This is a genomic window from Pusillimonas minor, from assembly GCF_014237865.1.
GTDB lineage: Bacteria > Pseudomonadota > Gammaproteobacteria > Burkholderiales > Burkholderiaceae_B > Neopusillimonas > Neopusillimonas minor.
In genome coordinates, this window is record NZ_JACJUU010000001.1 from 1 (window position 1) to 22,897 (window position 22,897).

Sequence of the window (22,897 nt, forward strand, 5' to 3'; positions counted from 1 at the left end):
CAGTGGGTAGCAACGAATTGCTGTTTACATTTCCGGTAATTAACCTGGCTAAATGGGCTGCAAGGGCCGACGAGCTACACCGCATTGCACCCGCAAACCCCTTTGCCGTCGTGATCCTGGCGCAACTGGCTTGCCGGGCTACGCAAGCATCGGCCCAATCCCGCTTGGTCAGCAAGCTGGAATTGGCTAAACTATTGAAATATTGGGGTTATGACGTCGACCAGCGCACCGGCTTGTTACGTATCATTGACTCTTTGCTGCTGCTCCCCGAAGAGCTCGACAATGACTTCTTCAACACCCTGACGCAAATCGAGGACGAACAAACCATGGCCTACATTACCAGCATTGAACGTATTTACTGGCAGCGCCACATCGATGAGAACAAGCAAGGGTGGCTGGAAGAAGGGTTGAGCAAGGGCGAGCAATTGGGCCAGCGTCACGGCGCTGCCAACGTACTGCAAACCCTTTTGCAGCAAAAATTCGGCACGCTACCCGACTGGGCGACTGACCAAATCCACCAGGCCGATACCAGCACCTTGCAGCGCTGGGCCATCAACGTCTTAAACGCCCAGACCCTGCAAGCCGTTTTCGAGCAGTAACCTTTGGCGCAATAGCAGCCGACTAGTTCAGTTTCCGTCACGCAGCAGCCGGCTATTTCCATCCCGCGTACATCTGCGACTATTTTGATTCGCCCCGGGCCGATACAGTCAGCATTCCGCAGCCTTTGCCGCTGCAGCCTTAAGGAATGCCGTCATGTTCAACACCGCCGTCAACCCCGACTTTGACGGCATCTGGAAAGACGCCTTAACCCGCTGGCTGCCTGGCTGCATGGCGTTATTCTGGCCCGAGGTGCATGCCCAGGTCGACTGGCGTATAGCGCCGGTGCTGCTGGATAAAGAACTGCAAAGCTTGCGTAAGATTAACAAGCGGGGCGTAAGATATGTAGACCACCTGGCGCAGGTGCAATTGTGTGGCGGCGGCGCGGCCTTATTGCTTATCCATATCGAAGTGCAGGCCGGTAGCGTCAGCCATGACCTGGCCCAGCGCATGTTGGTGTATCGGTTTAGCCCGGACTTTTCATCAGCAAAGTGATTCGAACGTTTTTCGGCCGATTTAGCTGAAGCCGTTCGCAGCGAAGGCAAGACGACGGCGCGGATGTCATTTTATTGATGCAACAGGCGCAATTACCCCAACCCCCGTTGCTTTATAGCGTGCCGGGGACAGCACTTTTTCAGCGCTACGGGGCCATGGCGTGTGCCGCGTGGGCGAACACATGACGCAAGGGATGGTGTGAGGCCAACAGGATACGAACGCGTCGGGTATTGCGCACGATGGCCGCCCCGATCTTGAGCAGTCGCACGCGGATGGTGGCGGCACTGGCCCGTTCCAGTTCTGTGCCGCGCAGGGCCAATTCACGCAGCCGTTGCATCAGGGTGTAGGCCAGCGCGGCCAGCAGCAGCCGGAACTGGTTTGCCGCAAATCGGTGGCAACTGGCGCGGGTGCCGAACAGGTCGAGCTGCGCTTCCTTGATGCGGTTCTCGGCTTCACCCCGGGCACAATACAGCTGATCGTACAGCTGTACCGCATCGGCCTCAGAACTGGCAATGTTGGTGACGACGAAGCGCGGGTTCGCGCCCTGGGCACCGTATTCCAGGCGGGTGAGTACGCGTCGCGGTCGGTTCCAGGACGCGGCCGCATAACTGAATTGGCTGACCAGGCGCTGCTTGGATCCGGTGCGTCGGTAGTCACGTTCGAGCACCTGTTCGGCCAGTTTCACACGCGCCTGAAGGCGCGTGTTGCGGGCTAGGCCGATGATGTACCGCACGTTGGCCCGCTCGCACCAGCGCAGCAGACGCTGACGACAGAATCCGGAGTCGCCCCGGATGATGATCTTCACATCCGGCCAGGTCTGACGCAGCCGTGTCACCAGCAGCCGCAGCACGGCCGCTGCATGCCGGGCACCGTCAATGCGGCTGGGTCGCAGCAGGCAGGCCAGCATCGACTGGCCGCAGAACACGTACAGCGGCAGGTAGCAGTGGTGGTCGTAATAGGCGTGGAACTGCTTGAGTTCCTGTTCACCATGTAACGGGATATCCGAGGCGTCGACATTCAGAATCAACTCTTGGGGTGGGCTGGCAAAGCTGGCAATGAAGTGCTCGACCAGAACCTGATGCAGCGCCCAGGCATCGGCGCGGCTGGCACCGGTCTCGAGCCGACTGAGTGTGGGCGAACTGGCCAGTGCCTGATCGCGCCCGACGGCCGTTTGCATCAACAGGTCCGAGCGCAGCGTGTCGTGATCGTTCAGGTCTTCGTAGCCGCAGCACAGGCCATACAGGCGCTGGGCGATGAGATCGCGCAGGCGGTGGCGAATCCGACCCCCGGCACGTCGATCGGTCAACGCCTTGGCGGCCAGACGCGACAAACCGGTGCGCGCATCAATCTGTCGCAACAGCATCAGCCCGCCATCGGAACTGAGGTCACCACCCTGGAAATTGGCCTGCAAATGACTGCGTCCAAGGCGCCCAAAGTTCAGTTGTTCAGTGGTACGATTTGGCATCGGCGCTACCTTCCCGAAATCTTGTTTCGCACCTCGATTTTATGCGGGCTTAAAGGTATGCGCCGATTCCTTTTGGTGAAATTTCCGGGTTAGGCTTATGGAAAAGCACCCGCGCCACAGTCACTTTTCTTGCACTATTTTGCTCGACAGGGCGCATGGCGCCGACACTGAGAGCTACCGAGCGGCAGTGGGTAGCAACGAATTGCTGTTTACCTTCCCGGTAATTAACCTGGCTAAATGGGCCGCAAGAGCCGACGAGCTGCACCGCATTGCACCCAAAAACCCCTTTGCCGTCGTAATCCTGGCGCAACTGGCCTGTCGGGCCACACAGGCATCCGCCGAATCCCGCTTGGTGAGCAAGCTGGAATTGGCTAAACTATTGAAATATTGGGGTTATGACGTTGGGCAACGCATTAACCTGTTGCGCATCATCGATTCATTACTGATACTGCCCAAAGCCATGGAAGATACTTTCATGACAACCCTGACGACGCATATCGAGGAGCCGCAAGCCATGTCATTCATCAGTAACATCGAGCGCTACTACTGGCAGCGCCACATCGATGAGAACAAGCAGGGGTGGCTGGAAGAGGGGCTCAGCAAAGGCGAGCGCCATGGCGCCGCCGATGTACTGCAAACTCTTTTGCAGCAAAAATTTGGCACGCTACCCGACTGGGCGACTGACCAAATCCACCAGGCCGACACCAGCACCCTGCAACGCTGGGCCATCAACGTCTTGAGCGCCCAAACACTGCAAGCCGTTTTCGAGCAGTAATCCTCGGCGCCCAGTAGCGCACAAAACCCCCTCAGCAATGGCACACACCGCTGTTCCGTGGCCTAAAACAACGCTGCAACACCCTGACACAACCCGCACCCCACCCAAAAATAGCTCGATGAACACCAACCGCCCCAGCCGATGCGGGGTGTGGCGCCGGGCGGGCTTTGAGCGTGCCGGCGGGCCGGCCTTGGCCGTGGGTGCAAGGGCGCGGCTGTTCGAGCGAATCGTTTTCGACCAGCCGGGGGCTGGTCGATCTCGCGAGTTCCGCGTCCGCCACGGCCAAGGCCTGGACGCCGGGCAGCCCCGCAGGGGCCACGCGATCGCCCGCCCGGCGCCACACCCCGCATCGGCATGCGCCGACGTCACGCATTCGCCAGGTACGCGCAAATGCAATTTACATTCCTCGGCAACTCACAGACCGCTAATCAGCCTTCCGACACACCGCAACCGGCTAGTTAATATTCCGGTAAACCGAAGCTGGATTTTTTCGTCCCGCGTACATCTGCGACTATTTTGATTCGCCCCGGGCCGATACAGTCAGCATTCCGCAGCCTTTGCCGCTGCAGCCTTAAGGAATGCCGTCATGTTCAACACCGCCGTCAACCCCGACTTTGACGGCATCTGGAAAGACGCTTTAACCCGCTGGCTGCCCGATTGCATCGAACTATTCTGGCCCGAGGTGCATGCCCAGGTTGACTGGCACATCGCGCCGGTATTGCTAGATAAAGAACTGCAAAGCTTGCGTAAAATCAACAAACGCAGCGTGCGCTATGTAGACCACTTGGCCCAGTTGCAATTGCTCGGTGGCAGCGTGGCCTTATTGCTTATCCATATCGAAGTGCAGGCCGGCAAAGTCAGCCTCGACCTTGCCCAGCGCATGTTGGTGTATCGATTTCGGCTAATGGAAAAACACCCGCACCACAGCCACTTTTCTTGCGCTATTTTGCTCGACAGAGCCGATGGCGCCGACACCGAAAGCTACCGAGCGGCAGTGGGTAGCAACGAATTGCTGTTTACATTTCCGGTTATTAACCTGGCTAAATGGGCAGCAAGGACTGACGAACTGCGTGACATCGCCCCTAACAATCCTTTCGCCGTGGTTGTATTGGCCCAACTGGCCTGTCGGGCCACGCAAGCATCCGCCGAATCTCGCTTGGTGAGCAAGCTGGAATTGGCTAAACTACTGAAATATTGGGGTTATGACGTCGATCAGCGCACCGGCTTGTTGCGCATCATTGACTCTTTGCTGCTACTGCCCGAAGAGCTCGACAACAATTTCTTCAATACCCTGACCCTGATAGAGGACGAACAGACCATGGCCTACATTACCAGCATCGAGCGTATCTATTGGCAACGTCATATCGACGAGCGCAAGCAGGGGTGGTTTGACGAAGGTTCAACCAAAGGCGCTGCCAACGTACTGCAAACTCTTTTGCAACAAAAGTTCGGCCCACTCCCCGACTGGGCTGCCGACCAAATCCACCAGGCCGACACCAGCACCCTGCAACGCTGGGCCGTCAACGTCTTGAACGCCCAGACCCTGCAAGCCGTTTTCGAGCAGTAATTCTCGGCGCCCAGTAGCGCACAAAACCCCCTCAGCAATGGCACACACCGCTGTTCTGGGGCCTAAAACAACGCTGCAACACCCTGACACAACCCGCACCCCACCCAAAAATAGCTAGCTAAACGCCAACCGCCCCGGCTGATGCGGGGTGCGGCGCCGGGCGGGCTTTGAGCGTGCCGGCGGACGGGCCTTGGCCGTGGGTGCAAGGGCGCGGCTGTTCGAGCGAATCGTTTTCGACCAGCCGGGGGCTGGTCGATCTCGCGAGTTCCGCAGGGGCCACGCGATCGCCCGCCTGGAGCCACACCCTGCATCGGCATGCGCTAACATCACCCAAAACCAATACAAAAAAGTCCCCCATGCACGAATCCGACTACCGCAAACTCATCGACGAACTCCAAACCGTCATCCGCAACACCTTAAAACTACTCGACGCCTTCGAAGACTCCGGCATGAACGAGCACATGATCGACGACTACGAGCGGTTGCACAGCATATTAAACACCGCCATCGCCGACCAGCGCCGATACCACGCCGAACTTCTCGACATGCTCAAGCAAAACAACCCACCCCTCGGCGGGTAAACTCCCCTTTTACCCGCAACACAACGCCAAGCGCCCCAAAACTCAATGTCAGACATCCTGTTCCCGTTCATCGGCGGCATCGGCCTGTTTCTTATTGGCATGATGCTGCTGTCCGAAGGCCTGGTCTCGTTTGCCGGTCCTGCCCTGCGCAGCGCCCTCATCCGCTTCACCGGCACCCCCTTCAAAGCCTTCCTGTCGGGCACGCTTACCACCGCACTGGTTCAGTCATCCAGCGCCACCACCGTCACCATCATTGGCTTTGTCAGCGCCGGGCTCATCACCTTCACTCAGGCCGTCGGCTTTGTCATCGGCACCAGCCTGGGCAACACCGCCACCGGCTGGATCGTTGCCGTCATCGGCCTGAAAATAAAATTCGGCTTTTACACCCTGCCCCTTATCGGCATCGGCGCCCTGCTCAAACTGCTGGGCCGGGGCCGCATCCGCGACCTGGGCGTTGCCCTGGCCGGCTTCGGCATGCTCTTCCTGGGCCTTACCACCCTGCAAGACAGCATGCGCGAACTGTCATCCCTTGTTGACTTCGCCTCATTGCCCGTCGGCGGCTTCTGGGCGCATATCGTCGTCATGCTCTTTGGCCTTGTGCTCACCATCATCCTGCAGTCATCGTCGGCCGCCATCGCCACCACCCTCACCGCCCTGTACACCCAAACCATCAACTTCGAACAAGCCGGCGCCCTCGTCATCGGCGCGTCTATTGGCACCACCGTCACCGGCATTCTCGTCACCATTGGCGCCACCGTGGCCGCCAAGCGCACCGCCGTCGCCAACATCGTCTTCAACCTCGTCGCCGGCGTCATCGCCATCATTCTTTTCCCTGGCTTGCTGGCCGCCACCAAGTTTTTAAGCCAAAACGTCGAAATAGAGCCCGGCACCATCGGCCTCGTCCTCTTCCACACCCTGTTCATCGGCCTGGGCGTCGTCCTCTTCATGCCCTTTACCACCCAATTTGCCCGGTTCGTCGAACGCCTGTTGCCCGAAAAGGAGGAAGACATCGCCGGCAACCTCGACAACAGTACCCTGGGTGTCCCCGAAGTCGCCCTGGAGGCCTCACAACGTGCCCTGGAAAAAATCGCAACGCTGCTCTTTTCCACCTACGAAGACGCCTGCAAACAGCCCGGCACGGCCATTGACGCCACACTGCTTGACCGCACCCGTATTGCGCTTGACCGGGCCTACGACTTCATCAGCCGTGTTCCCCTTGAAAGCGACCAGAACAAACTGGCCGAGCAACGCATCGCTCAATTGCATGCCGCCGACCACCTCATCCGTTTTCGGCAACGGCTGTTCGAACTCACCACACAACCCATCGACTTTGCCGGCCCCGACTATCAATGGGCGCTTGAGCACAACCTACGCATGCTGGAATTGGCCCGCGCCAGCACACAACGCGACGCCACCCAAGACACCATTGAAGAAATTGGCCGTGAAGCCGGCACACTGGAAGGCCTCTCGCGCCAGTTGCGGCACGATATCCTTCAAGGTGGCGGCCGGCGCCACGCGGCGGCTGCCCAGTTACTGCACACCACCGACGCCATCCGCTGGCTTGAACGCAGCGGGCATCATATTTGGCGTATCTGCCACTACCTGACCGAAAGCCGGGTCAACGGCCACCCCGTTGCTGAACCGGTTATTGAAGAAACGCCACCCGCCGTAACCGAAACGCAGGCTGCAGCTCAAGCCGATGCCGGCATCGAGCACGCGCCTGGCGAACAACCAGCAACATCACCGGCCACAGAATCGGCCGCAAGCATCCAACCAACCGCACCAGAAACCAGCGATGCCCCGCCGACAACTGAAACACAGCAACGTTAAACTACCGGGGGGTTACAGTCGTTAACCCGGTAAGACATCCCTTTAAAAGCAGCTCATGAATCCATCCACCCTCATCGGTATCGTCGCCAGTATTCTGTTGCTGGGGGTCGTCTTGTTCTTCTCGGCCGACGACCCAACCCTTTTCATCGACCTGCCCGGGCTGGGCATTGTGCTTATTGGTACGCTGGCCGCCACCTTCATCAGCTACCCCCTGCGCGAAGTCGTTCGCATTTTCGGCCTGCTAGGCACCGTCATGCGCAACGAGCGCCTGTACACCCAAGACGACATCGAAGAACTGGTCGCTATCTCCAAACTATGGATGTCCGGCAGTATCCGCCAGGTAGAACAGGCACTGGAAAAAGTACACAACCCGTTTCTTAAAACCGGCGTCCAGCTCATTATTGACCACACCCCCGAAGAAGACGTCGTCAAGCTTATGCACTGGCGCATTGCGCGCCTGCGCGCCAAAGAACACGCCGAAGCCCAGTTGTTTCGTACCATGGCGGCCTTTGCCCCGGCCTTCGGCATGATCGGCACGCTGATTGGCCTAGTCAACCTCATGTTCATGATTGGCGACGGCGACATGGCGTCTATTGGCCAGCAAATGTCGCTGGCCCTCATGACCACGTTTTACGGTATTTTGCTGGCCAACCTTATCTTCAAGCCCGTCGCCGTCAAGCTCGAGCGCCGTACCGAACAGCGCGTGGCGCTGATGAATATGGTCATGCAAGGCATATCCATGATGAGCCAGAAACGTCGCCCCGCTTTCATGCGCGAAACGCTGAACACCTTCATGGCCGAGTACGACGACGAACTGAACGACGACGAAAGCCGCCGCCTGTTTGGTGAAAACGGCAAAGGTGCAGACAAGGCCGACGACAGCCAGCCGGCAGGCCAGACGGGGTCGTAATGCCACCGCGCAACACCAGCAACCTCACCCTCGAAGAAATCGCCAAACTGCGTCGGCGCGAATTTCAGCGCCAACAGGAAGCCGGGTCTTACGGCATTGCCAACGGGCCCGCAACGCCTGGCCTTGGGCCGTCCGTATCGACTGCCGCTTCGCCCTACGGCCCCAAACCCGGTATGTCGCCCAATCTGCGGGCCCAGCCAACCCCCGGCGCATTGGCCGCCGCACAGGCCGCCCAGTCGGCGCCCGCCGCTGCCAACCCGCAGCGCTTCGACAAGTGGTATTTTGAGCCGCAATCGGAAGAAGAGACCGACAGCTGGCTAATGACTTACCTCGACACCATCACCCTGTTGCTGGTGTTCATGCTCGTCATGCTGATGCTGGCCGGCAAGGGCGAGGGCTTTAATATCCGCGAAGGCATTATGCCGGGTAACCTGGGTATTTTTGCGCGCGAGCGCAGCACGCCTCCGCCCGACACCTCGGCGTCTTCCGCAGGCAAAGCCCCAACCATGCAGGCCGGTGGGTCAACGCCCATCCCCCTGCAACCCTCGGCCGACGACGGTACCCGCCCCGCCCCCCTGCAGGGCCTTGACCTGGCCAACCTGGGCAGCGATATCGATGTCGTCGTCAACGAAAAGTCGGTCAGCTTCCGCATCAACAGCGAAATCCTGTTCAGCTCCGGGCAAGCCGAACTCAGCCGCGACGGCCTGGCCGTTTTGCAACGCTTAATTAAAGTACTTAAAGACAGCCCGCATAACGTCACCATCGAAGGCCACACCGACGCGATCCCCATCCGAAGCGTGCGCTTTCCGTCAAACTGGGAACTGTCTAGCGCCCGGGCCGGCAGCGTAGTGCGCTACTTCGAGGCCAACGGCATTGCCAGCACGCGCTTGCGCGCCGTTGGGTATGCCGACACCAAGCCCCTGGCCACCAACGACACCCCCGAAAACCGGGCGCTTAACCGACGCGTTGAGCTGCTGATGGAAACCGTGGAAGAATGAGGGCTGGCCGCGGCGAAGCCTGCACGAATTGGCCAGCAGGCCTGCGCAGCTAAGGGGTTTCTGGGGTTGCAGATTTTCTGCGCTGACCTTGCAAGCCCGGCCCGACCGAATACCAAACGCTCAACCCCGACCTGACAAACGCCGGGGGCGTTTGCGGCCCCTTCCCTACCAACGTATGGGTTAAATAAAACGTTTGGTCGGCCGGCAAGCCGTTAAAGACCTGTGTTGATGTATGGCTGCCAAACAAAACCACGCAACGCCCCGCACCGGGCGACGTGCACAACACGCTGCCCAACTGCCCCACCGTGCGCGTTTGGCGCTGCACCCGAACCGATGTAATTACCGCCCGCGGGTGTACGGGCTGGGGCGCCGTAAACGTTTGCGTGACCGACAACCCTTTTTGGTTAATGGCCGGGCTAACGGCTTCTTGTGACCAGACCTGCCCGCCCTGCGCCGCCGCATGGCCTGCCACCGCGGCCAACATAAAACCCGCCAGCCAACCAGAAAACGTGCGGCTCAGGCCACCCACTAAAACCAGACGCGCGCCGTCTTCATCAATATCAGGCATCGGTATACATGGGCTTGTTGTCGGCCAGGCGCAACCAGCCTTTAACAATACGGTAAATAAACCAAACAACCACGACCCCGAACACCAAATACCCGACCATGACAAACGTTAGCAAGAAGGCCACGACGCACCACAAAATGCCATACCAGAACGTACGAATTTGCCATCTGAAGTGCGATTCGAGCCAGGTGCCTTTGGCGTCGGATAACTTGACGTAATTAATGATGATGGCCACCAGACTGGTGATGCCCACGAAAAAAGACAGCGCCTGCAACGCATAAATGACCGTGGTTATGGTTTTAAGTGAAGCGACCTTTTCGGGGTTACCGCCATTACCGGGCTGCAAGTTGTTGCCGGGGTTCGTGAAATCTACAGTCATTGAAGCTTCCTAAAGGTTTGCGTTTGCGACGGGTTTTGCGACTGTTACGGATAACCTACCCGTTTGTCCGTTGACGCCCGGGTACCGTAGGCCTATGCTGGCCGTCAGGGTGTAAATACCTGAGCCCTATTGTAAACAGCAATAGCGGTGGTTTTTCAGTGATCGCAACACCTTGCAATACCAGCAAACGGAGTGCACATATGAAAACAAGACCATTACCCGAGCTTCCTGCCGGCACCACTGCCTTGCATCAAAAGCTGCAGGCCCAAGAAGCGCTCTTTCTTGAAAACGAAAGACGCAACCCCGAATCCCCCTACTACCATGGCGACGCCGACCCTGCCCGACAGCGACGGCGTTTTTTATTGGGCAGTGTTGCCGCGCTGGGCGCAGCTGCGCTGGCCAAAACAGGGGCGGCCCACGCCAAGGCCCCTCCCGGCGCCATCGAACGCACCGTCTTTCCTGACCCGACCAAAGCGCAAGGCGTAGGCGTTGGCGTAGACGATGGCGGCTATGGCTTCCGGTCGCAGTTTGAAACCGAAGTGCGCTGGCGCTTCGGTACCAAAACTACCGAATCATCCTGGAGCATGACGCCGCTTGAAAAGAGTCAGGGCATCATCACCCCCTCGGGCCTGCACTACGAAAGGCACCACGGCGGTATCGCCACAATCGACCCCACCAAACATATGCTGTATATCCACGGCATGGTCGACGAGGCCAAGAAATTCAACATGCAAGACATCCGGCGCTTCCCGTTTATGTCGCGCATCTGCTTTCTTGAATGCTCCGGCAATGGCCTGACCGAGTGGATCAAGCCCACACTCAAAACGGTTCAGGGCACTCACGGGCTGACGTCCACGTCCGAATGGACCGGAGTTCCGCTGTCGACCTTGCTTAACGAAGTAGGCGTCAAATCTGGTGGCAAGTGGCTGCTGGCCGAAGGCGGCGATGCCGCCGTCATGACGCGTAGTATCCCGCTTGAAAAAGCCATGGCCGACTGCTTCCTGGCCTACGGCCAGAACGGCGAAGCCATACGCCCCGAACAAGGCTACCCCTTGCGACTGGTCGTTCCCGGCTACGAAGGCAATATGTGCATCAAATGGATCCGGCGTATCGAAATCTCCGACACGCCTTTCATGACGCGCGAAGAGACTTCAAAATACACCGACCTCATGCCCGATGGCAGCGCTTTGCAGTTTTCATTCACCATGGAAGCCAAATCGGTCATCACCTACCCCTCAGGCGAAATGCTGCTCCAGCGCCCGGGGTTTTACGAAATTACGGGCTTGGCCTGGTCGGGCAAGGGGCTGGTCAAAAAAGTCGAGGTCTCGGTCGATAGCGGTAAAAACTGGCGCGAGGCCAAATTGCATGGGCCCATCTTGCCCATGTGTCACACTCGGTTCTCCATCCCCTGGGAATGGGACGGCAAAGAAGCTATTTTGCAAAGCCGCTGCACCGACGAAACCGGCTATGTACAGCCCACCATCAAAGAATTGGTTGCCCAGCGCGGCACCAACGGGCCGCTGGCGTCCATTTACCATCTGAACGGCATCCAAAGTTGGAAAGTCGCCGCTACGGGGGAGGTGTCAAATGTCCATCATTACTAACTATGTACTGGGTGGGGTCGGCGGCATTGCGCTGGCACTTGGCCTGGCCGGCGGCGCCGTCGCCGACAATCACGGCAAAAAGTTTGGCTTTGGGCACACGGCCACCCCCGAAGAGCTCTCGCAGTTTGTGTCACCGCTACCCGACGGGCGAGGCTTGCCCAAAGGGTCGGGCACGGTCATGCAAGGTGAAAAGGTCTACACCCAGCACTGCCTGGCCTGCCATGGCGCCAACCTGGAAGGCGGTATTGGCGACCGGCTGACGGGTGGGCGCAGCACCCTGGTCAACAACGACCCGACCAAGGCGCCGGTTAAAACCGTCGAAAGTTATTGGCCCTACGCCACTACCCTGTTCGACTACATCAAACGGTCAATGCCCTTTACCCAACCCGGCAGCTTAAGCAACGACGACGTCTATGCCGTTTCGGCCTATATTTTGCACAAGGCCAATATCGTCGATGCCAACGCCGAACTGAACCAAGACAACCTGGCCAAGGTCGACATGCCCAACAAAAACGGCTTCAAGCCTGCAGGCCGTTAGCAACATCCAGGCCACAAGGCGGCAAGCGGGGCTTGTGACAGGCCGATGAACCATGGCACTATGGTCATCATCTTGTTACAAGCCCCTAGTCGCTATGGCCCAATTCAATACAGTCGTCTCACCCTCGGCCACAAACGCCGACACCCCGCAACGCGCAGATCTTTTTGCCGGCCAAAAGTCGCTTCGCATCGCAGCGTTGGCCGACCAAAAATCGCGCTGTTTCAAACGGCCTAAAGCCCGCTTTGCCGCACGTCTGGCTGCAGTGCTTCTATGTGGGCTTGCACCGGGTTTGGGCAGCACCCAGACGGCTACAGCAGCGGCCGCATCAATTAACCCGGCCACGACACCGGCATCAGCCCAGGCACAAGCGGGCCAGGCAACAACACCAGGGCCAAACACCCAAAGCACCGTGCCGGCGCCCACCGCATCGTTAACCATCAGTGCCGACCCGGTCTGGTTTATGGCCGACGGCAGCCCACACCCGCAGGTGGCCGGGGCACTGCAGGTGTTGGCGGCAGCTGATACGCACGGCCTTAACCCCGAAACCTACGAAGCAACCACGCTGATCGAGCAATTTGCACGCCTGGCGCAGCCCGATGCACCAATGGCCACACAGCAACAACGTACCGAGCTGAATGCCCGACTAAACCAGAACCTGGTGCAATACTTAAGCGACCTGCGCGACGGCCGGGTAGACCCGCACCGGGTGCATCAAAAGTTCGACGTGCCACCAAAACCCGCCTTTGATGCCAGGCAGTATTTGTTTAGCGCCTTGCAAAACAATACTGTCGCCAAAGCGTTACACGACGCCCGCCCGCGCGTCCCCATGTACGATGCCGTCGTCAAGGCCATGGCCCAGTATCGTCAGTTGCAAAACAACCCGGCCTGGGCCAGCCCGCTGCCCGCATTGCCCGGGCGCAAACTGGAAGTCGGCCAACCGTGGGCAGGCGCCACGCAACTGGCACAGCGCTTAATATTATTAGGCGATATTCCCGCTCACATCGCACCGTCCGGCGATACACCCGCGGGCAATATTGCTGCGACGCAAGCTCCTCAAGCCATAAGCAACGCGTCAGCTTCCAGCGCGTTGTCGGGCTCGGGCACGACAACCACCATGTCCAATACACCCGCCGTATACGACGCGGCGCTTGAGGCCGGGGTCAAGGCTTTTCAGAAGCGTCATGGGCTGACCGAAGACGGCATCATCGGGCCGGCAACACTGGCGCAACTTAATGTCACACCGGCCCAGCGCGTCAAGCAAATGGCGCTGACGCTTGAACGGCTGCGCTGGACACCGCTGGTCAGTGCACCACGCATGATCGTGGTCAATATCCCCGAGTTCATGCTGCGTGCCTACGACGTCATGCCCGATGGCAATATTGATATCAGCCTGCAAATGCGGGTCATTGTGGGCCGCGCGCTCGACACCAGTACCCCGCTGTTCGATGAAGACATGCGATTTATTGAATTCAGCCCTTACTGGAATATACCGCCGTCGATTGCACGCGGCGAAACACTGCCGCGCCTGCGTCGCGACCCCGCGTACTTCGACCGCCAGGGGTTTGAATTTGTCTTGAAAGACGGTTCTGTATCCACCCAACTGACGCCGGCCAACCTCGAGGCCGTGCAAAAAGGCGCCGCGCGTATTCGGCAACGCCCCGGCCCGCAAAATGCGCTGGGCGACATCAAGTTTATCTTCCCCAATAACACCAACATCTATCTGCATCACACGCCATCGCCCCAGTTATTTGAACGGAGCCGTCGCGACTTCAGCCATGGCTGTATTCGCGTCGAGGCGCCGGTGGCGCTGGCGCAGTTTGTGCTTAAAAACGAGCCCCAATGGACGCAATCGCGCATAGAAGCAGCCATGACCGCCGGAAAATCGCAAACCATCCGGCTGGCTGCACCTATTCCGGTGGTGCTGGCCTACGCCACCGTGGTCGTGCTTGAAGACACCGTCTATTTTTATGACGATATATACGGGCACGACAAGACGCTGGCAAAAGCATTAAAAATGATGTAAAAATAGAACCCAGTTAAACGGATTTAACTTAAATTGCCTAAAATTTAGGTAATTTTTGGACGACTGCGTTAACTAAAACGGGTGAACTGATTTTGCTTGTTATCAAATGGTCGTCCCCTGTTAAACAATCCGTTTTGCAGTGCCAAGGTCCCGGCTTAGGCCGTACCAGTACGTCGAACCAAAGTGTCAACCCGGTCGTTTACTTTTATATAGGGCGCATTATCGCGTCCCAGTTTCAGGTTTTTGCCTATGTCCACACCGCCACACCCCGCGCGCCGCAGCTTTTTGCGTCGCGCCGCTTCCATTACGCTGGCCGCCGGCCTGCCCGTTTTATCGGCCCCCGCACTGGCCGGCATCCGTATCTACCCCCGCCACGTTGCCTTCAACCATACCCACCGCGACGACCGGCTGTCGCTGGTCTATGCCCACGGCGATCGCTACTTGCCCCCTGCCCTTGACCGCCTGAACGTATTTTTACGCGACCACTACACGCAGGCCATTGGCACCATGGATCCGCTGCTGTACGACCAGCTTGACCGCATCCGCAAACTGCTGAACACCGACATCCCCTACGACGTGATTTCGGCCTACCGCGACCCGCAAACCAACGAGCGCCTGCGCACAACGCGCGGGGGTGGTGTGGCCAAACGCAGCCTGCACATGGACGGCAAGGCCATCGACATCCGCCTGCCCGGCATCCCGCTGGCCGAAGTTCGCGACGCCGCGTTGTCGCTTAATGCGGGCGGGGTCGGCTTCTACCCGCGTGACCAGTTCGTCCATATCGACACCGGGCGCGTCCGCAGCTGGTAGAAAGACAAGAATGCCGCATATATCGCGCCGATCTAAAGACATACAAAATTCTTCGTTCCCGACGCCTGCCACGCGTGCGACCATTCAACGCATGTTGAACACTATGCGGCGCACCCAGGCAACACGGGGCCCCGCGGCAGGAGCCCCTCTTGAGCATCGAAGTCAAAAACATTACCAAACGGTTCGGCGCGTTCGCGGCCCTCGACAATATTTCGCTGAAATTTCAGGGCGGCGGGCTGACCGCGCTGCTGGGCCCCTCGGGCTGCGGCAAAACAACCTTGCTGCGCATTATTGCGGGCCTGGAATCTGCCGATAGCGGCAACGTCATTTTGCAAGGCCGCGATGCCACCCATATCGACGCCCGCGCCCGCAATGTTGGCTTTGTCTTCCAGCACTACGTGCTGTTTCGCCACATGACTGTGTTCGAAAACGTTGCCTTCGGGCTGCGTGTCCGCCCGCGCAAAACACGCCCCTCCGAAACCGAAATCCGTGAACGGGTTTACCAATTGCTCGAGCGCGTGCAGTTGTCGTGGCTGGCCGACCAATACCCCGACACGCTTAGCGGTGGCCAGCGCCAGCGCATTGCGCTGGCCCGGGCCTTGGCCATTGAACCGAAAATATTGCTGCTCGACGAGCCCTTCGGGGCGCTGGACGCCAAAGTACGCAAAGAACTGCGTCAGTGGCTGCGTCAGTTACATGCCGAACTGGACGTCACCAGCGTTTTCGTCACCCACGACCAAGACGAAGCGCTGGAAGTCTCGGACAATATCGTCGTCATGAACCGAGGTCGGGTTGAGCAAGTGGGCAGCCCTGCTGAAGTCAGGGCGCAGCCGGCCACCGAATTTGTGTACGGCTTTCTAGCCGCCTGATTTATTTAAGGTTTTAGTCAGGTTTGGCCTGCATAATCACCACATGGCCGGCCGGGGGGCCGCAAGCGGGCACGCAAACCCGGCGCCCCGCAACAGCAGCAACGGCCTGAAACCTTGCCACGCCTTGTTCATTTTTTTACACAAAAAGGCCGCTAAGTTCGGCCTTTTTTGCGTTTCTGTCCCAAAAAGCGACACAAAGTATCGTATTATTTAATGCAATAAAACAACACTTTGGCCAGACTTGATGTCGCTTCTCCTGATCCTAGCCCTACCGTTTGTTGGAAGCATTGTTGCAGCACTGCTGCCCAGTAACGCGCGTAACCTTGAAGCCTGGCTGGCCGGGCTGGTTGCGCTTGGCTGTGCGGTCATGCTGGCGTCGTACTACCCCGCCATCAGTTCGGGGCTGGTCATCAAAGAAGTCATGCCCTGGATCCCGGCGGCCATGGAAATTGACTTCACCTTGCGCATCGACGGCTATGCCTGGCTGTTTGCCATGCTGGTGTCCGTCATGGGTGCCCTGGTTGTGCTGTACGCACGGTACTACATGTCTCCCCAAGACCCGGTACCGCGCTTTTTCTCGTTCTTCCAGCTGTTCATGGGTTCGATGCTGGGTGTTGTCATGTCGGGCAATCTGGTGCAACTGGTCGTCTTCTGGGAACTGACCAGCCTGTCGTCGTTCATGCTGATCGCCTACTGGAACCACCGGCTCGATGCACGGCGCGGGGCACGCATGGCCTTTACCATTACCGGGGCCGGCGGCCTGTGCCTGCTGGCGGGGATGCTCATGATGGGCCACATTGCCGGCAGCTACGACATTGACGACGTCCTGCGCTCGGGCGAAATCATTCGCAATCACCCCTGGTACACCGCCACGCTGGTGCTTATTGCGTTGGGCGCCCTGACCAAAAGCGCGCAGTTCCCCTTTCATATCTGGCTGCCTAACGCCATGGCAGCGCCAACGCCGGTATCGGCCTACCTGCATTCGGCCACCATGGTCAAGGCCGGCGTGTTCTTGCTGGCGCGCTTCTGGCCCGTGCTGTCGGGCACCGAAGAATGGTTCTGGATCATCAGCTCGGCCGGCCTTATTACGCTCATACTCGGGTCATACGCCGCAATTTTCCAGCAAGACCTCAAAGGGGTTCTGGCCTATTCCACCATTGGCCATCTGGGGCTAATTACATTACTGCTGGGGATGAACAGCGCCCTGGCCCTGGTGGCCGCCGTGTTCCACATGATGAACCACGCCACATTCAAGGCCTCGTTATTTATGGCGGCGGGCATTGTCGACCACGAAACCGGCACGCGCGACATGAGCCGGCTGTCGGGGTTGCGGCATGCCATGCCCATCACCACCACATTGGCCATTGTCGCGGCGGCCTCAATGGCCGGCGTGCCGTTGCTTAACGGCTTTTTGTCCAAAGAAATGTTCTTTGCCGAAGCCGTTGTGGCCGACCAGGATCGCTTTGTTGAAATTGTGCTGCCGCTGGCCGCCGTTATGGCCGGCGCGCTCGCCGTTGCCTATTCGCTGCGGTTGGTCATGACTGTATTTTTTGGCCCACCGGCCACCGACCTGCCGCAAAAACCGCACGAGCCCCCGTTCTGGATGCTCGTCCCCAGCGGTTTGCTGGTGCTTACCTGTTTGGTTGTGGGTATTTTTCCGCGTTATACCTTGGGGCCGCTGCTGCAATCGGCCAGCCTGTCGTTACTGGGGCCAAATACCCCCGAGTACAGCCTGAAAATCTGGCACGGGTTCAACATGCCTCTGGTCATGAGCCTGGTGGCCTTGGCCGGGGGGGTATTGTTGTGGCATTTGCTTGGGCCCAGCCACAACAAGCCCGTCGACCCCGACAGCGTCGAGCAAAAGCCGCTTATCTTCCGCCTTAACGGCCGCCACACCTTCGAAACTTTGCTCGAAAAGCTGGATGCCGGCGCCGCATACGCCATGGAATGGATTGCAACGACCCGGCTGCAACGTCAAATGCTGCTGATTGTGACCGTATCCATTGCCGTTGCCGCCCTGCCGCTTATGGCCCCCGGCTGGTTCGACCCGCAACTGTCCACTCCCCTTAACCTGTTCTTTTTAATGCTTTGGGTAGCAGGTGGGGCTTGCGCCATTGGCACGGCCATCCAGGCCAAGTATCACCGGCCGGCTGCCCTGGCCATGTCGGGCGGCGCCGGGCTTACCACTGCCATGACCTTCGCCTGGTTCTCCGCGCCCGACCTGGCCTTAACGCAATTGGCGGTCGAAGTCGTCACTGTGGTTCTCATCCTGCTTGGCCTGCGCTGGCTGCCGCCACGCATCCGTGCCGAAGAAAACTACGTCATCGACAAATTCAAAGCCACGGCAAGGCGCTCCCGCGACCTGATCGTGGCCATACTGGGCGGGCTGGGCATGACGGCGCTGTCCTACGCCGTCATGACGCGCGGCTTCGACAACGAAATTGCACGCTTTTTTGTTGAAAACGCCCTGCCCGAAGGCGACGGCAGCAATGTGGTCAACGTTATTCTGGTCGACTTTCGGGCCTTCGATACCCTGGGCGAGGTCGTCGTGCTTGGCATTGTGGCACTTACAGTGTTTGCCCTGCTGCGGCGCTTTCGTCCCCCACCAGAAACCATCAAAGACGGCCCGCTGCGCCGGCAAAAGGGCGCCGGCCCCAATATCCCCGCCGATGTCGAGCCCCCCGACCCGAAAGCCGCGCTGGTGCCCACCGGAGCCTTCAAAGTACCCGCAGTACTGGCACGCTTGCTGCTCCCCATGGCCGCGCTGGTCTCGGTGTTTTTCTTGCTGCGCGGGCATAACCTGCCGGGCGGGGGCTTTATTGCGGGGCTTATTTTTGCCACCGCCATCATATTGCAGTACGTCGTGGGGGGGGTCTTGTGGGTCGAGGCGCGTCAAAACATCAAGCCCCAGTACTGGCTGGCCCTGGGCATGCTTATTGCCGGCGCCGCCGCGCTGGCCGCCTGGTGGATGTCACGCCCCTTCTTGGCCGCCTTTAAATTTGAAGTCGCCCTGCCTTTGTTGGGCACGATCAAACTGTCTACCGTCCTGATTTTCGATATTGGCGTTTACATGCTGGTTATTGGCTCAACTGTTCTGATTCTGGTCGCGCTGGCTCACCAATCGCTGCGCTTCCGTCGTAAACCGGCAGCGCAACGCACTGAACCCGCCACCGAAGGAGCTCTCTGATGGAAATCGTGTTGTCTCTGGCCATCGGCGTACTGGCGGGCTCAGGTATCTGGCTGCTGCTGCGTCCGCGCACCTTCCAGGTCATCATGGGCCTGTCATTACTGGCGTACGCCGTCAATTTGTTTATTTTTTCCATGGGCCGTCTAACCATCGGGGCGCCACCGGTCATCGACGCAGCCAAAGGTTCCGACCCCTCACTTTACGCCGACCCGGTCCCGCAAGCATTGGTGCTTACCGCTATTGTCATCAGCTTTGCCACTACGGCGCTGTTTCTGGTGGTTCTGCTCGCATCACGCGGGCTGGCTGGCAATGACCACGTCGATGGGCGGGAGGCTGACCTGTGATTGACTGGATGGTCCACCTGCCTATTTTGCCAGTCGTCATCCCGCTTTTTGCGGGCGGTCTGCTCATCCTCATCAAAGACTCGCACCGCCGTCTTCGGTTGGCCATTGCCTTCGCTTCGGTATTGCTGCAACTGTTTGTCGCGGTCAAATTGTTGTCGGTTACCGCGGGCGCCGAACCCGACCGCTGGCCCAGCCAGATTGCCGTGTACCTGTTGGGCGACTGGCCGGCCCCCTTCGGCATCGTTGCCGTAGCCGACCGGCTTTCAGCCATCATGCTCACGCTCAGTGCTTTTCTGGGTCTGACCACCCTCATGTATTCGACCGCACGATGGGAGCGCGCCGGCGTCTACTTTTTGCCCCTGTTCCAGTTCCTGCTTATGGGGCTGAACGGCGCCTTCCTGACCGGCGACCTGTTCAACCTCTTCGTGTTCTTCGAAGTCTTGCTGGCCGCATCCTACGGGCTCATGCTACATGGCTCGGGCGAAAACCGCGTTACGTCCGGCATGCACTACATTGCGGTCAACCTGGTGGCTTCACTGCTGTTGCTTGTTGCCATTGCACTTATTTACGGTGTAACCGGCACACTGAACATGGCCGACCTGGCCGCGCGCGCGGGCGACCTGGGTGGCGGCGACCGTCGCCTGTTTGAAGCGGCAGCCGCCATTCTGGGCGTTGCGTTTCTTATCAAAGCCGCCGCCTGGCCGCTTAACTTCTGGCTGGCGCCGGCTTATTCCAACGCCTGCCCGCCCGTTGCCGCTGTGTTCGCCATCATGACCAAGGTCGGCATCTACGCGCTGGTACGGCTGGGCTCGCTGCTACTGCCCACGGGCGCCCCTGCCGCATTCGGTGGCGACTGGATGTTCCCGGTCGGGCTGGCTACCTTGCTGTTTGGCACCATCGCCCTGCTCGCTGCCTACCAAACCGAACGCATCGTTGCCTATTGCGTCATCATTTCGTCCGGCACGCTGCTGTCCGCCCTGGGCATGCCTGGCGTCACCATGACCGGCCCCGCCCTGTTTTATCTGGTCAATTCGGTACTGGCCACCGGCGCGTTCTTTTTGCTTATCGAAATGGTTGAACGCACCCGCAGCTTTGGCGCCGACGTACTTGCCGTCAGTATGGACCTCTTCGACCTGGACGACCCAGACGAATCGTTTACCGAAACACAGACGCCGGTTGGCGTGGCTATCCCCGCCGCCATGGCTTTTTTAGGCATGAGTTTTATTGCCTGCGCCCTGCTCATTACCGGGCTGCCTCCACTGTCGGGCTTTGTCGCCAAGTTCTCGTTGCTGTCGGCCGCGCTGCAAACCTCTGAAACCACCCCCGATATCGAAGCCTGGCTGTTGATGTCGGTCGTGTTGCTGTCTAGCCTGGCGGGCATTATTGCGCTGGGCCGTACGGGTATCCGCCTATTTTGGGCCAACGAAACCCAAACGCCACGGCTACGCATCAGCGAAGCGGCCCCGGTTGCCGCACTTATTCTGGCCTGTGTAGGGCTTGCCATCTGGGCTGGCCCAGTGCTTGATTTCATGAACGACACGGCACTGTCGCTCAGCTTCCCGGATACCTACATTAATGCCGTGCTTAACCACGACACCGTGCGCACGTTGGGCAACGGAGGCAAGCCATGACCCGAATCAAACGCGTCATCAACTGGTTGATGCTGCCGGCCCTGCTGCTGGTACTGTGGCTGATACTTAACCAAACAATTGCACCGTCGCAAATCTTGTTGGGTGCGGTCGTATCGCTTTTGCTGGCCTGGGCGGCCATGCGTCTGCGCCCGCTGCGGTCACGTCCCAAAAAGCCCTTAACCATCATCCGGCTTTTCTTCAGCTGCATCGCCGACATCACCCTGTCCAACCTTCAAGTCTTCAAAATCATCTGGTTCAAGCCGCAAAGCCATACGCCGGGGTTTATTCGCATCCCCCTCGACATGAAAGACCCGCACGGTCTGGCCGCGCTGGCCTGCATCCTGACGTACACCCCCGGTACCGTGTGGGCCGGGTATTCCGACGAAAGCGGCATACTGACGCTTCATGTGCTTGACCTTGAAGACACACAACACTGGATCGACCTGGTTAAAAACCGCTACGAACGCCCTCTCATGGAGATTTTCGAATGATGGACACCATACTGATTTGGGCGGGCACATTTGCCCTGTTCTGTTTTGCACTGGCCTTTGCCGCCGCCACCTTGCGTCTCATGCTTGGACCGACACCGCAAGACCGCGTGCTGGCCGTCGACACCATGTTCATTAACGGGATTTCAATTGTGCTGGTACTGGGGGTCAACTTTGCCACCGGCGTGTATTTCGATATCGCCCTGCTCATGGCCCTGTTCGGTTTCATCAGCTCAACCGTTATGGCCAAGTTCTTGTTTAAAGGCGAGGTCATCCAGCCATGAATTCCTTACCTTTATGGGCCTCTATCCCGGCCACCTTGTTATTGATAGTCAGCGGTGTACTTACGCTATCCGGGTCGTTGGGCCTGCTTCGCTTCAAGCGCTTTTATTCACGTATGCATGCACCCACGCTGGGTAATACGCTTGGCATTACGTTTGTATTGTGCGCCTCGGCACTTGTGTCCAGTGCGTTACAACAGCGTCCGGTTATTCACGAATTGTTAATTACCTTCTTCCTCATCGTCACCTCACCCATTACCGCTATCGTGCTCATGCAGGCCGGGGTGCGACGCGATCCACGCCAACCGGTGTCCGAAGAATAGTGCGGCGGCGAACCTGCCCTGGCATGCCGCGCGCCCACGTTCAGTTACATTTCTGCTTTACGTGGCACAGGCCCTGTGTAAAGATCAACAACGTGTTCAACTTGCGGAGATCACCATGCGTATCAAACGCTTTTTGCTGACTGTGCTGGCAACCGGCGCCGCTGGCGTCCTTAATCCGGTAATGGCCCAGGGCCTCAGCCCCGAAGCGCAATACCAGCAAGATTTGCTGCGTTGCGAGCAAGAGCAGTCTCTGGTTGATATAGAAGCCTGCAAAAAAGAAGCCGGGGCGGCATTGCAAGCCACAAAAACCAATGCATTGGGTAATGGTCAGGGAGCCAACTACCAGGCTAACGAACGGGCCCGCTGCATGGCCCTGCCCGAAGACCAGCGCGCAGACTGCCTGCTGCTGTTGTCCGGCCAAAACACTCAGGTGAAAGGCAGCGTGACTCAGGGCGGCGTGCTACGAGAGACCACGATTACCATCCCCGCGCAGCCGTCGGCACCCGCACAGGCGCCCATACCCGCTTCGCCCGAAGCGGCCACCCCCAGCCCTATCCGGCCCTGACACAACATACCCCCGAATAAACGAAGTGACGTTTGCGTGCGCAGGCCCTTATTAATACGAGCCCAAGAC

The 22,897-nt window shown here is 58.8% G+C and carries 21 protein-coding genes and 2 pseudogenes; 20 read left to right on the forward strand and 3 right to left on the reverse strand.

Annotated elements, in window-relative coordinates; translation table 11 throughout:
• Together GTU67_RS00005 and GTU67_RS00010 are read left to right on the forward strand one after the other, a co-directional pair.
• Nucleotides 1-599 (forward strand): annotated as a pseudogene (locus tag GTU67_RS00005) (hypothetical protein); the annotation flags it as partial.
• Nucleotides 600-753: 154 nt separating this feature from the next.
• Nucleotides 754-1,092 (forward strand): hypothetical protein, encoded by a 339-nt coding sequence (locus tag GTU67_RS00010; RefSeq protein WP_185778164.1) that lies wholly within the window; start codon nucleotides 754-756, stop codon nucleotides 1,090-1,092.
• A gap of 145 nt (nucleotides 1,093-1,237) precedes the next feature.
• On the opposite strand, the gene GTU67_RS00015 is transcribed toward GTU67_RS00010, so the two are convergent.
• Nucleotides 1,238-2,557 (reverse strand): IS1380 family transposase, encoded by a 1,320-nt coding sequence (locus tag GTU67_RS00015; protein WP_185778165.1) that lies wholly within the window; start codon nucleotides 2,555-2,557, stop codon nucleotides 1,238-1,240.
• Between the two features lie 97 nt (nucleotides 2,558-2,654).
• On the opposite strand from GTU67_RS00015, the gene GTU67_RS00020 reads away from it, so the two are divergent.
• The 6 genes from GTU67_RS00020 to GTU67_RS00045 all read left to right on the forward strand — a co-directional run bounded on the left by GTU67_RS00020 (nucleotide 2,655) and on the right by GTU67_RS00045 (nucleotide 9,218).
• A complete protein-coding gene (locus GTU67_RS00020; RefSeq protein WP_185778166.1) occupies nucleotides 2,655-3,332 on the forward strand; it encodes a hypothetical protein in 678 nt (225 codons plus the stop codon).
• 586 nt (nucleotides 3,333-3,918) lie between these two features.
• Nucleotides 3,919-4,899: an RpnC/YadD family protein gene (locus GTU67_RS00025; RefSeq protein WP_185778167.1), complete on the forward strand. Its 981-nt coding sequence runs from the start codon at nucleotides 3,919-3,921 to the stop codon at nucleotides 4,897-4,899.
• A 356-nt stretch (nucleotides 4,900-5,255) separates the two neighbouring features.
• The gene (locus tag GTU67_RS00030; RefSeq protein WP_185778168.1) at nucleotides 5,256-5,480 is read left to right on the forward strand and encodes a hypothetical protein; all 225 of its coding nucleotides are present in this window, start codon (nucleotides 5,256-5,258) and stop codon (nucleotides 5,478-5,480) included.
• 45 nt (nucleotides 5,481-5,525) lie between these two features.
• Nucleotides 5,526-7,310: a Na/Pi cotransporter family protein gene (locus GTU67_RS00035; protein ID WP_185778169.1), complete on the forward strand. Its 1,785-nt coding sequence runs from the start codon at nucleotides 5,526-5,528 to the stop codon at nucleotides 7,308-7,310.
• A 55-nt stretch (nucleotides 7,311-7,365) separates the two neighbouring features.
• The gene (locus GTU67_RS00040; protein WP_185778170.1) at nucleotides 7,366-8,220 is read left to right on the forward strand and encodes a motility protein A; all 855 of its coding nucleotides are present in this window, start codon (nucleotides 7,366-7,368) and stop codon (nucleotides 8,218-8,220) included.
• The gene (locus GTU67_RS00045; RefSeq protein ID WP_221893208.1) at nucleotides 8,220-9,218 is read left to right on the forward strand and encodes an OmpA/MotB family protein; all 999 of its coding nucleotides are present in this window, start codon (nucleotides 8,220-8,222) and stop codon (nucleotides 9,216-9,218) included. Before GTU67_RS00040 ends, GTU67_RS00045 begins: the two co-directional genes overlap by 1 nt.
• Nucleotides 9,219-9,267: 49 nt before the next feature.
• Here the strand turns inward: GTU67_RS00045 and GTU67_RS00050 are convergent, their stop codons facing one another.
• Together GTU67_RS00050 and GTU67_RS00055 are read right to left on the reverse strand one after the other, a co-directional pair.
• Nucleotides 9,268-9,786: a flagellar protein FlhE gene (locus GTU67_RS00050; protein ID WP_185778171.1), complete on the reverse strand. Its 519-nt coding sequence runs from the start codon at nucleotides 9,784-9,786 to the stop codon at nucleotides 9,268-9,270.
• Nucleotides 9,779-10,165 carry a DUF4870 family protein gene (locus GTU67_RS00055; RefSeq protein WP_185778172.1) on the reverse strand — a complete coding sequence of 129 codons (387 nt, stop codon included), beginning with the start codon at nucleotides 10,163-10,165 and terminating at the stop codon, nucleotides 9,779-9,781. Before GTU67_RS00055 ends, GTU67_RS00050 begins: the two co-directional genes overlap by 8 nt.
• Before the next feature lie 200 nt (nucleotides 10,166-10,365).
• Between GTU67_RS00055 and soxC the strand changes: the two genes are divergently transcribed.
• From soxC to GTU67_RS00115, 12 genes and pseudogenes are all read left to right on the forward strand, one after another.
• On the forward strand, nucleotides 10,366-11,769 hold the full coding sequence (soxC, locus tag GTU67_RS00060; RefSeq protein ID WP_185778173.1) for a sulfite dehydrogenase: 1,404 nt from the start codon (nucleotides 10,366-10,368) through the stop codon (nucleotides 11,767-11,769).
• On the forward strand, nucleotides 11,753-12,307 hold the full coding sequence (locus GTU67_RS00065) for a c-type cytochrome (protein WP_185778174.1): 555 nt from the start codon (nucleotides 11,753-11,755) through the stop codon (nucleotides 12,305-12,307). Before soxC ends, GTU67_RS00065 begins: the two co-directional genes overlap by 17 nt.
• Nucleotides 12,308-12,401: 94 nt before the next feature.
• Nucleotides 12,402-14,330 (forward strand): L,D-transpeptidase family protein, encoded by a 1,929-nt coding sequence (locus GTU67_RS00070; RefSeq protein WP_221893209.1) that lies wholly within the window; start codon nucleotides 12,402-12,404, stop codon nucleotides 14,328-14,330.
• Nucleotides 14,331-14,579: 249 nt separating this feature from the next.
• Nucleotides 14,580-15,140 carry a YcbK family protein gene (locus GTU67_RS00075; RefSeq protein WP_185778175.1) on the forward strand — a complete coding sequence of 187 codons (561 nt, stop codon included), beginning with the start codon at nucleotides 14,580-14,582 and terminating at the stop codon, nucleotides 15,138-15,140.
• Between the two features lie 149 nt (nucleotides 15,141-15,289).
• Nucleotides 15,290-16,000 (forward strand): annotated as a pseudogene (locus tag GTU67_RS00080) (sulfate/molybdate ABC transporter ATP-binding protein); the annotation flags it as partial.
• Between the two features lie 253 nt (nucleotides 16,001-16,253).
• A complete protein-coding gene (locus tag GTU67_RS00085) occupies nucleotides 16,254-19,196 on the forward strand; it encodes a monovalent cation/H+ antiporter subunit A (protein WP_185778177.1) in 2,943 nt (980 codons plus the stop codon).
• Entirely contained in the window at nucleotides 19,196-19,540 is a 345-nt protein-coding gene (locus GTU67_RS00090; protein ID WP_093970327.1) for a Na+/H+ antiporter subunit C, read from the forward strand. The genes GTU67_RS00085 and GTU67_RS00090 overlap by 1 nt, the downstream gene beginning before the upstream one ends.
• Complete coding sequence (locus GTU67_RS00095) at nucleotides 19,537-21,171, forward strand: monovalent cation/H+ antiporter subunit D (protein WP_185778178.1); 1,635 nt, start codon at nucleotides 19,537-19,539, stop codon at nucleotides 21,169-21,171. Before GTU67_RS00090 ends, GTU67_RS00095 begins: the two co-directional genes overlap by 4 nt.
• Nucleotides 21,168-21,662: a Na+/H+ antiporter subunit E gene (locus tag GTU67_RS00100; RefSeq protein WP_185778179.1), complete on the forward strand. Its 495-nt coding sequence runs from the start codon at nucleotides 21,168-21,170 to the stop codon at nucleotides 21,660-21,662. Before GTU67_RS00095 ends, GTU67_RS00100 begins: the two co-directional genes overlap by 4 nt.
• The gene (locus tag GTU67_RS00105) at nucleotides 21,659-21,943 is read left to right on the forward strand and encodes a K+/H+ antiporter subunit F (RefSeq protein WP_185778180.1); all 285 of its coding nucleotides are present in this window, start codon (nucleotides 21,659-21,661) and stop codon (nucleotides 21,941-21,943) included. Before GTU67_RS00100 ends, GTU67_RS00105 begins: the two co-directional genes overlap by 4 nt.
• Nucleotides 21,940-22,263: a monovalent cation/H(+) antiporter subunit G gene (gene mnhG / locus GTU67_RS00110; RefSeq protein WP_093970330.1), complete on the forward strand. Its 324-nt coding sequence runs from the start codon at nucleotides 21,940-21,942 to the stop codon at nucleotides 22,261-22,263. Before GTU67_RS00105 ends, mnhG begins: the two co-directional genes overlap by 4 nt.
• 115 nt (nucleotides 22,264-22,378) lie before the next feature.
• A complete protein-coding gene (locus GTU67_RS00115; protein ID WP_185778181.1) occupies nucleotides 22,379-22,828 on the forward strand; it encodes a hypothetical protein in 450 nt (149 codons plus the stop codon).
• Nucleotides 22,829-22,897: the final 69 nt, after the last annotated feature.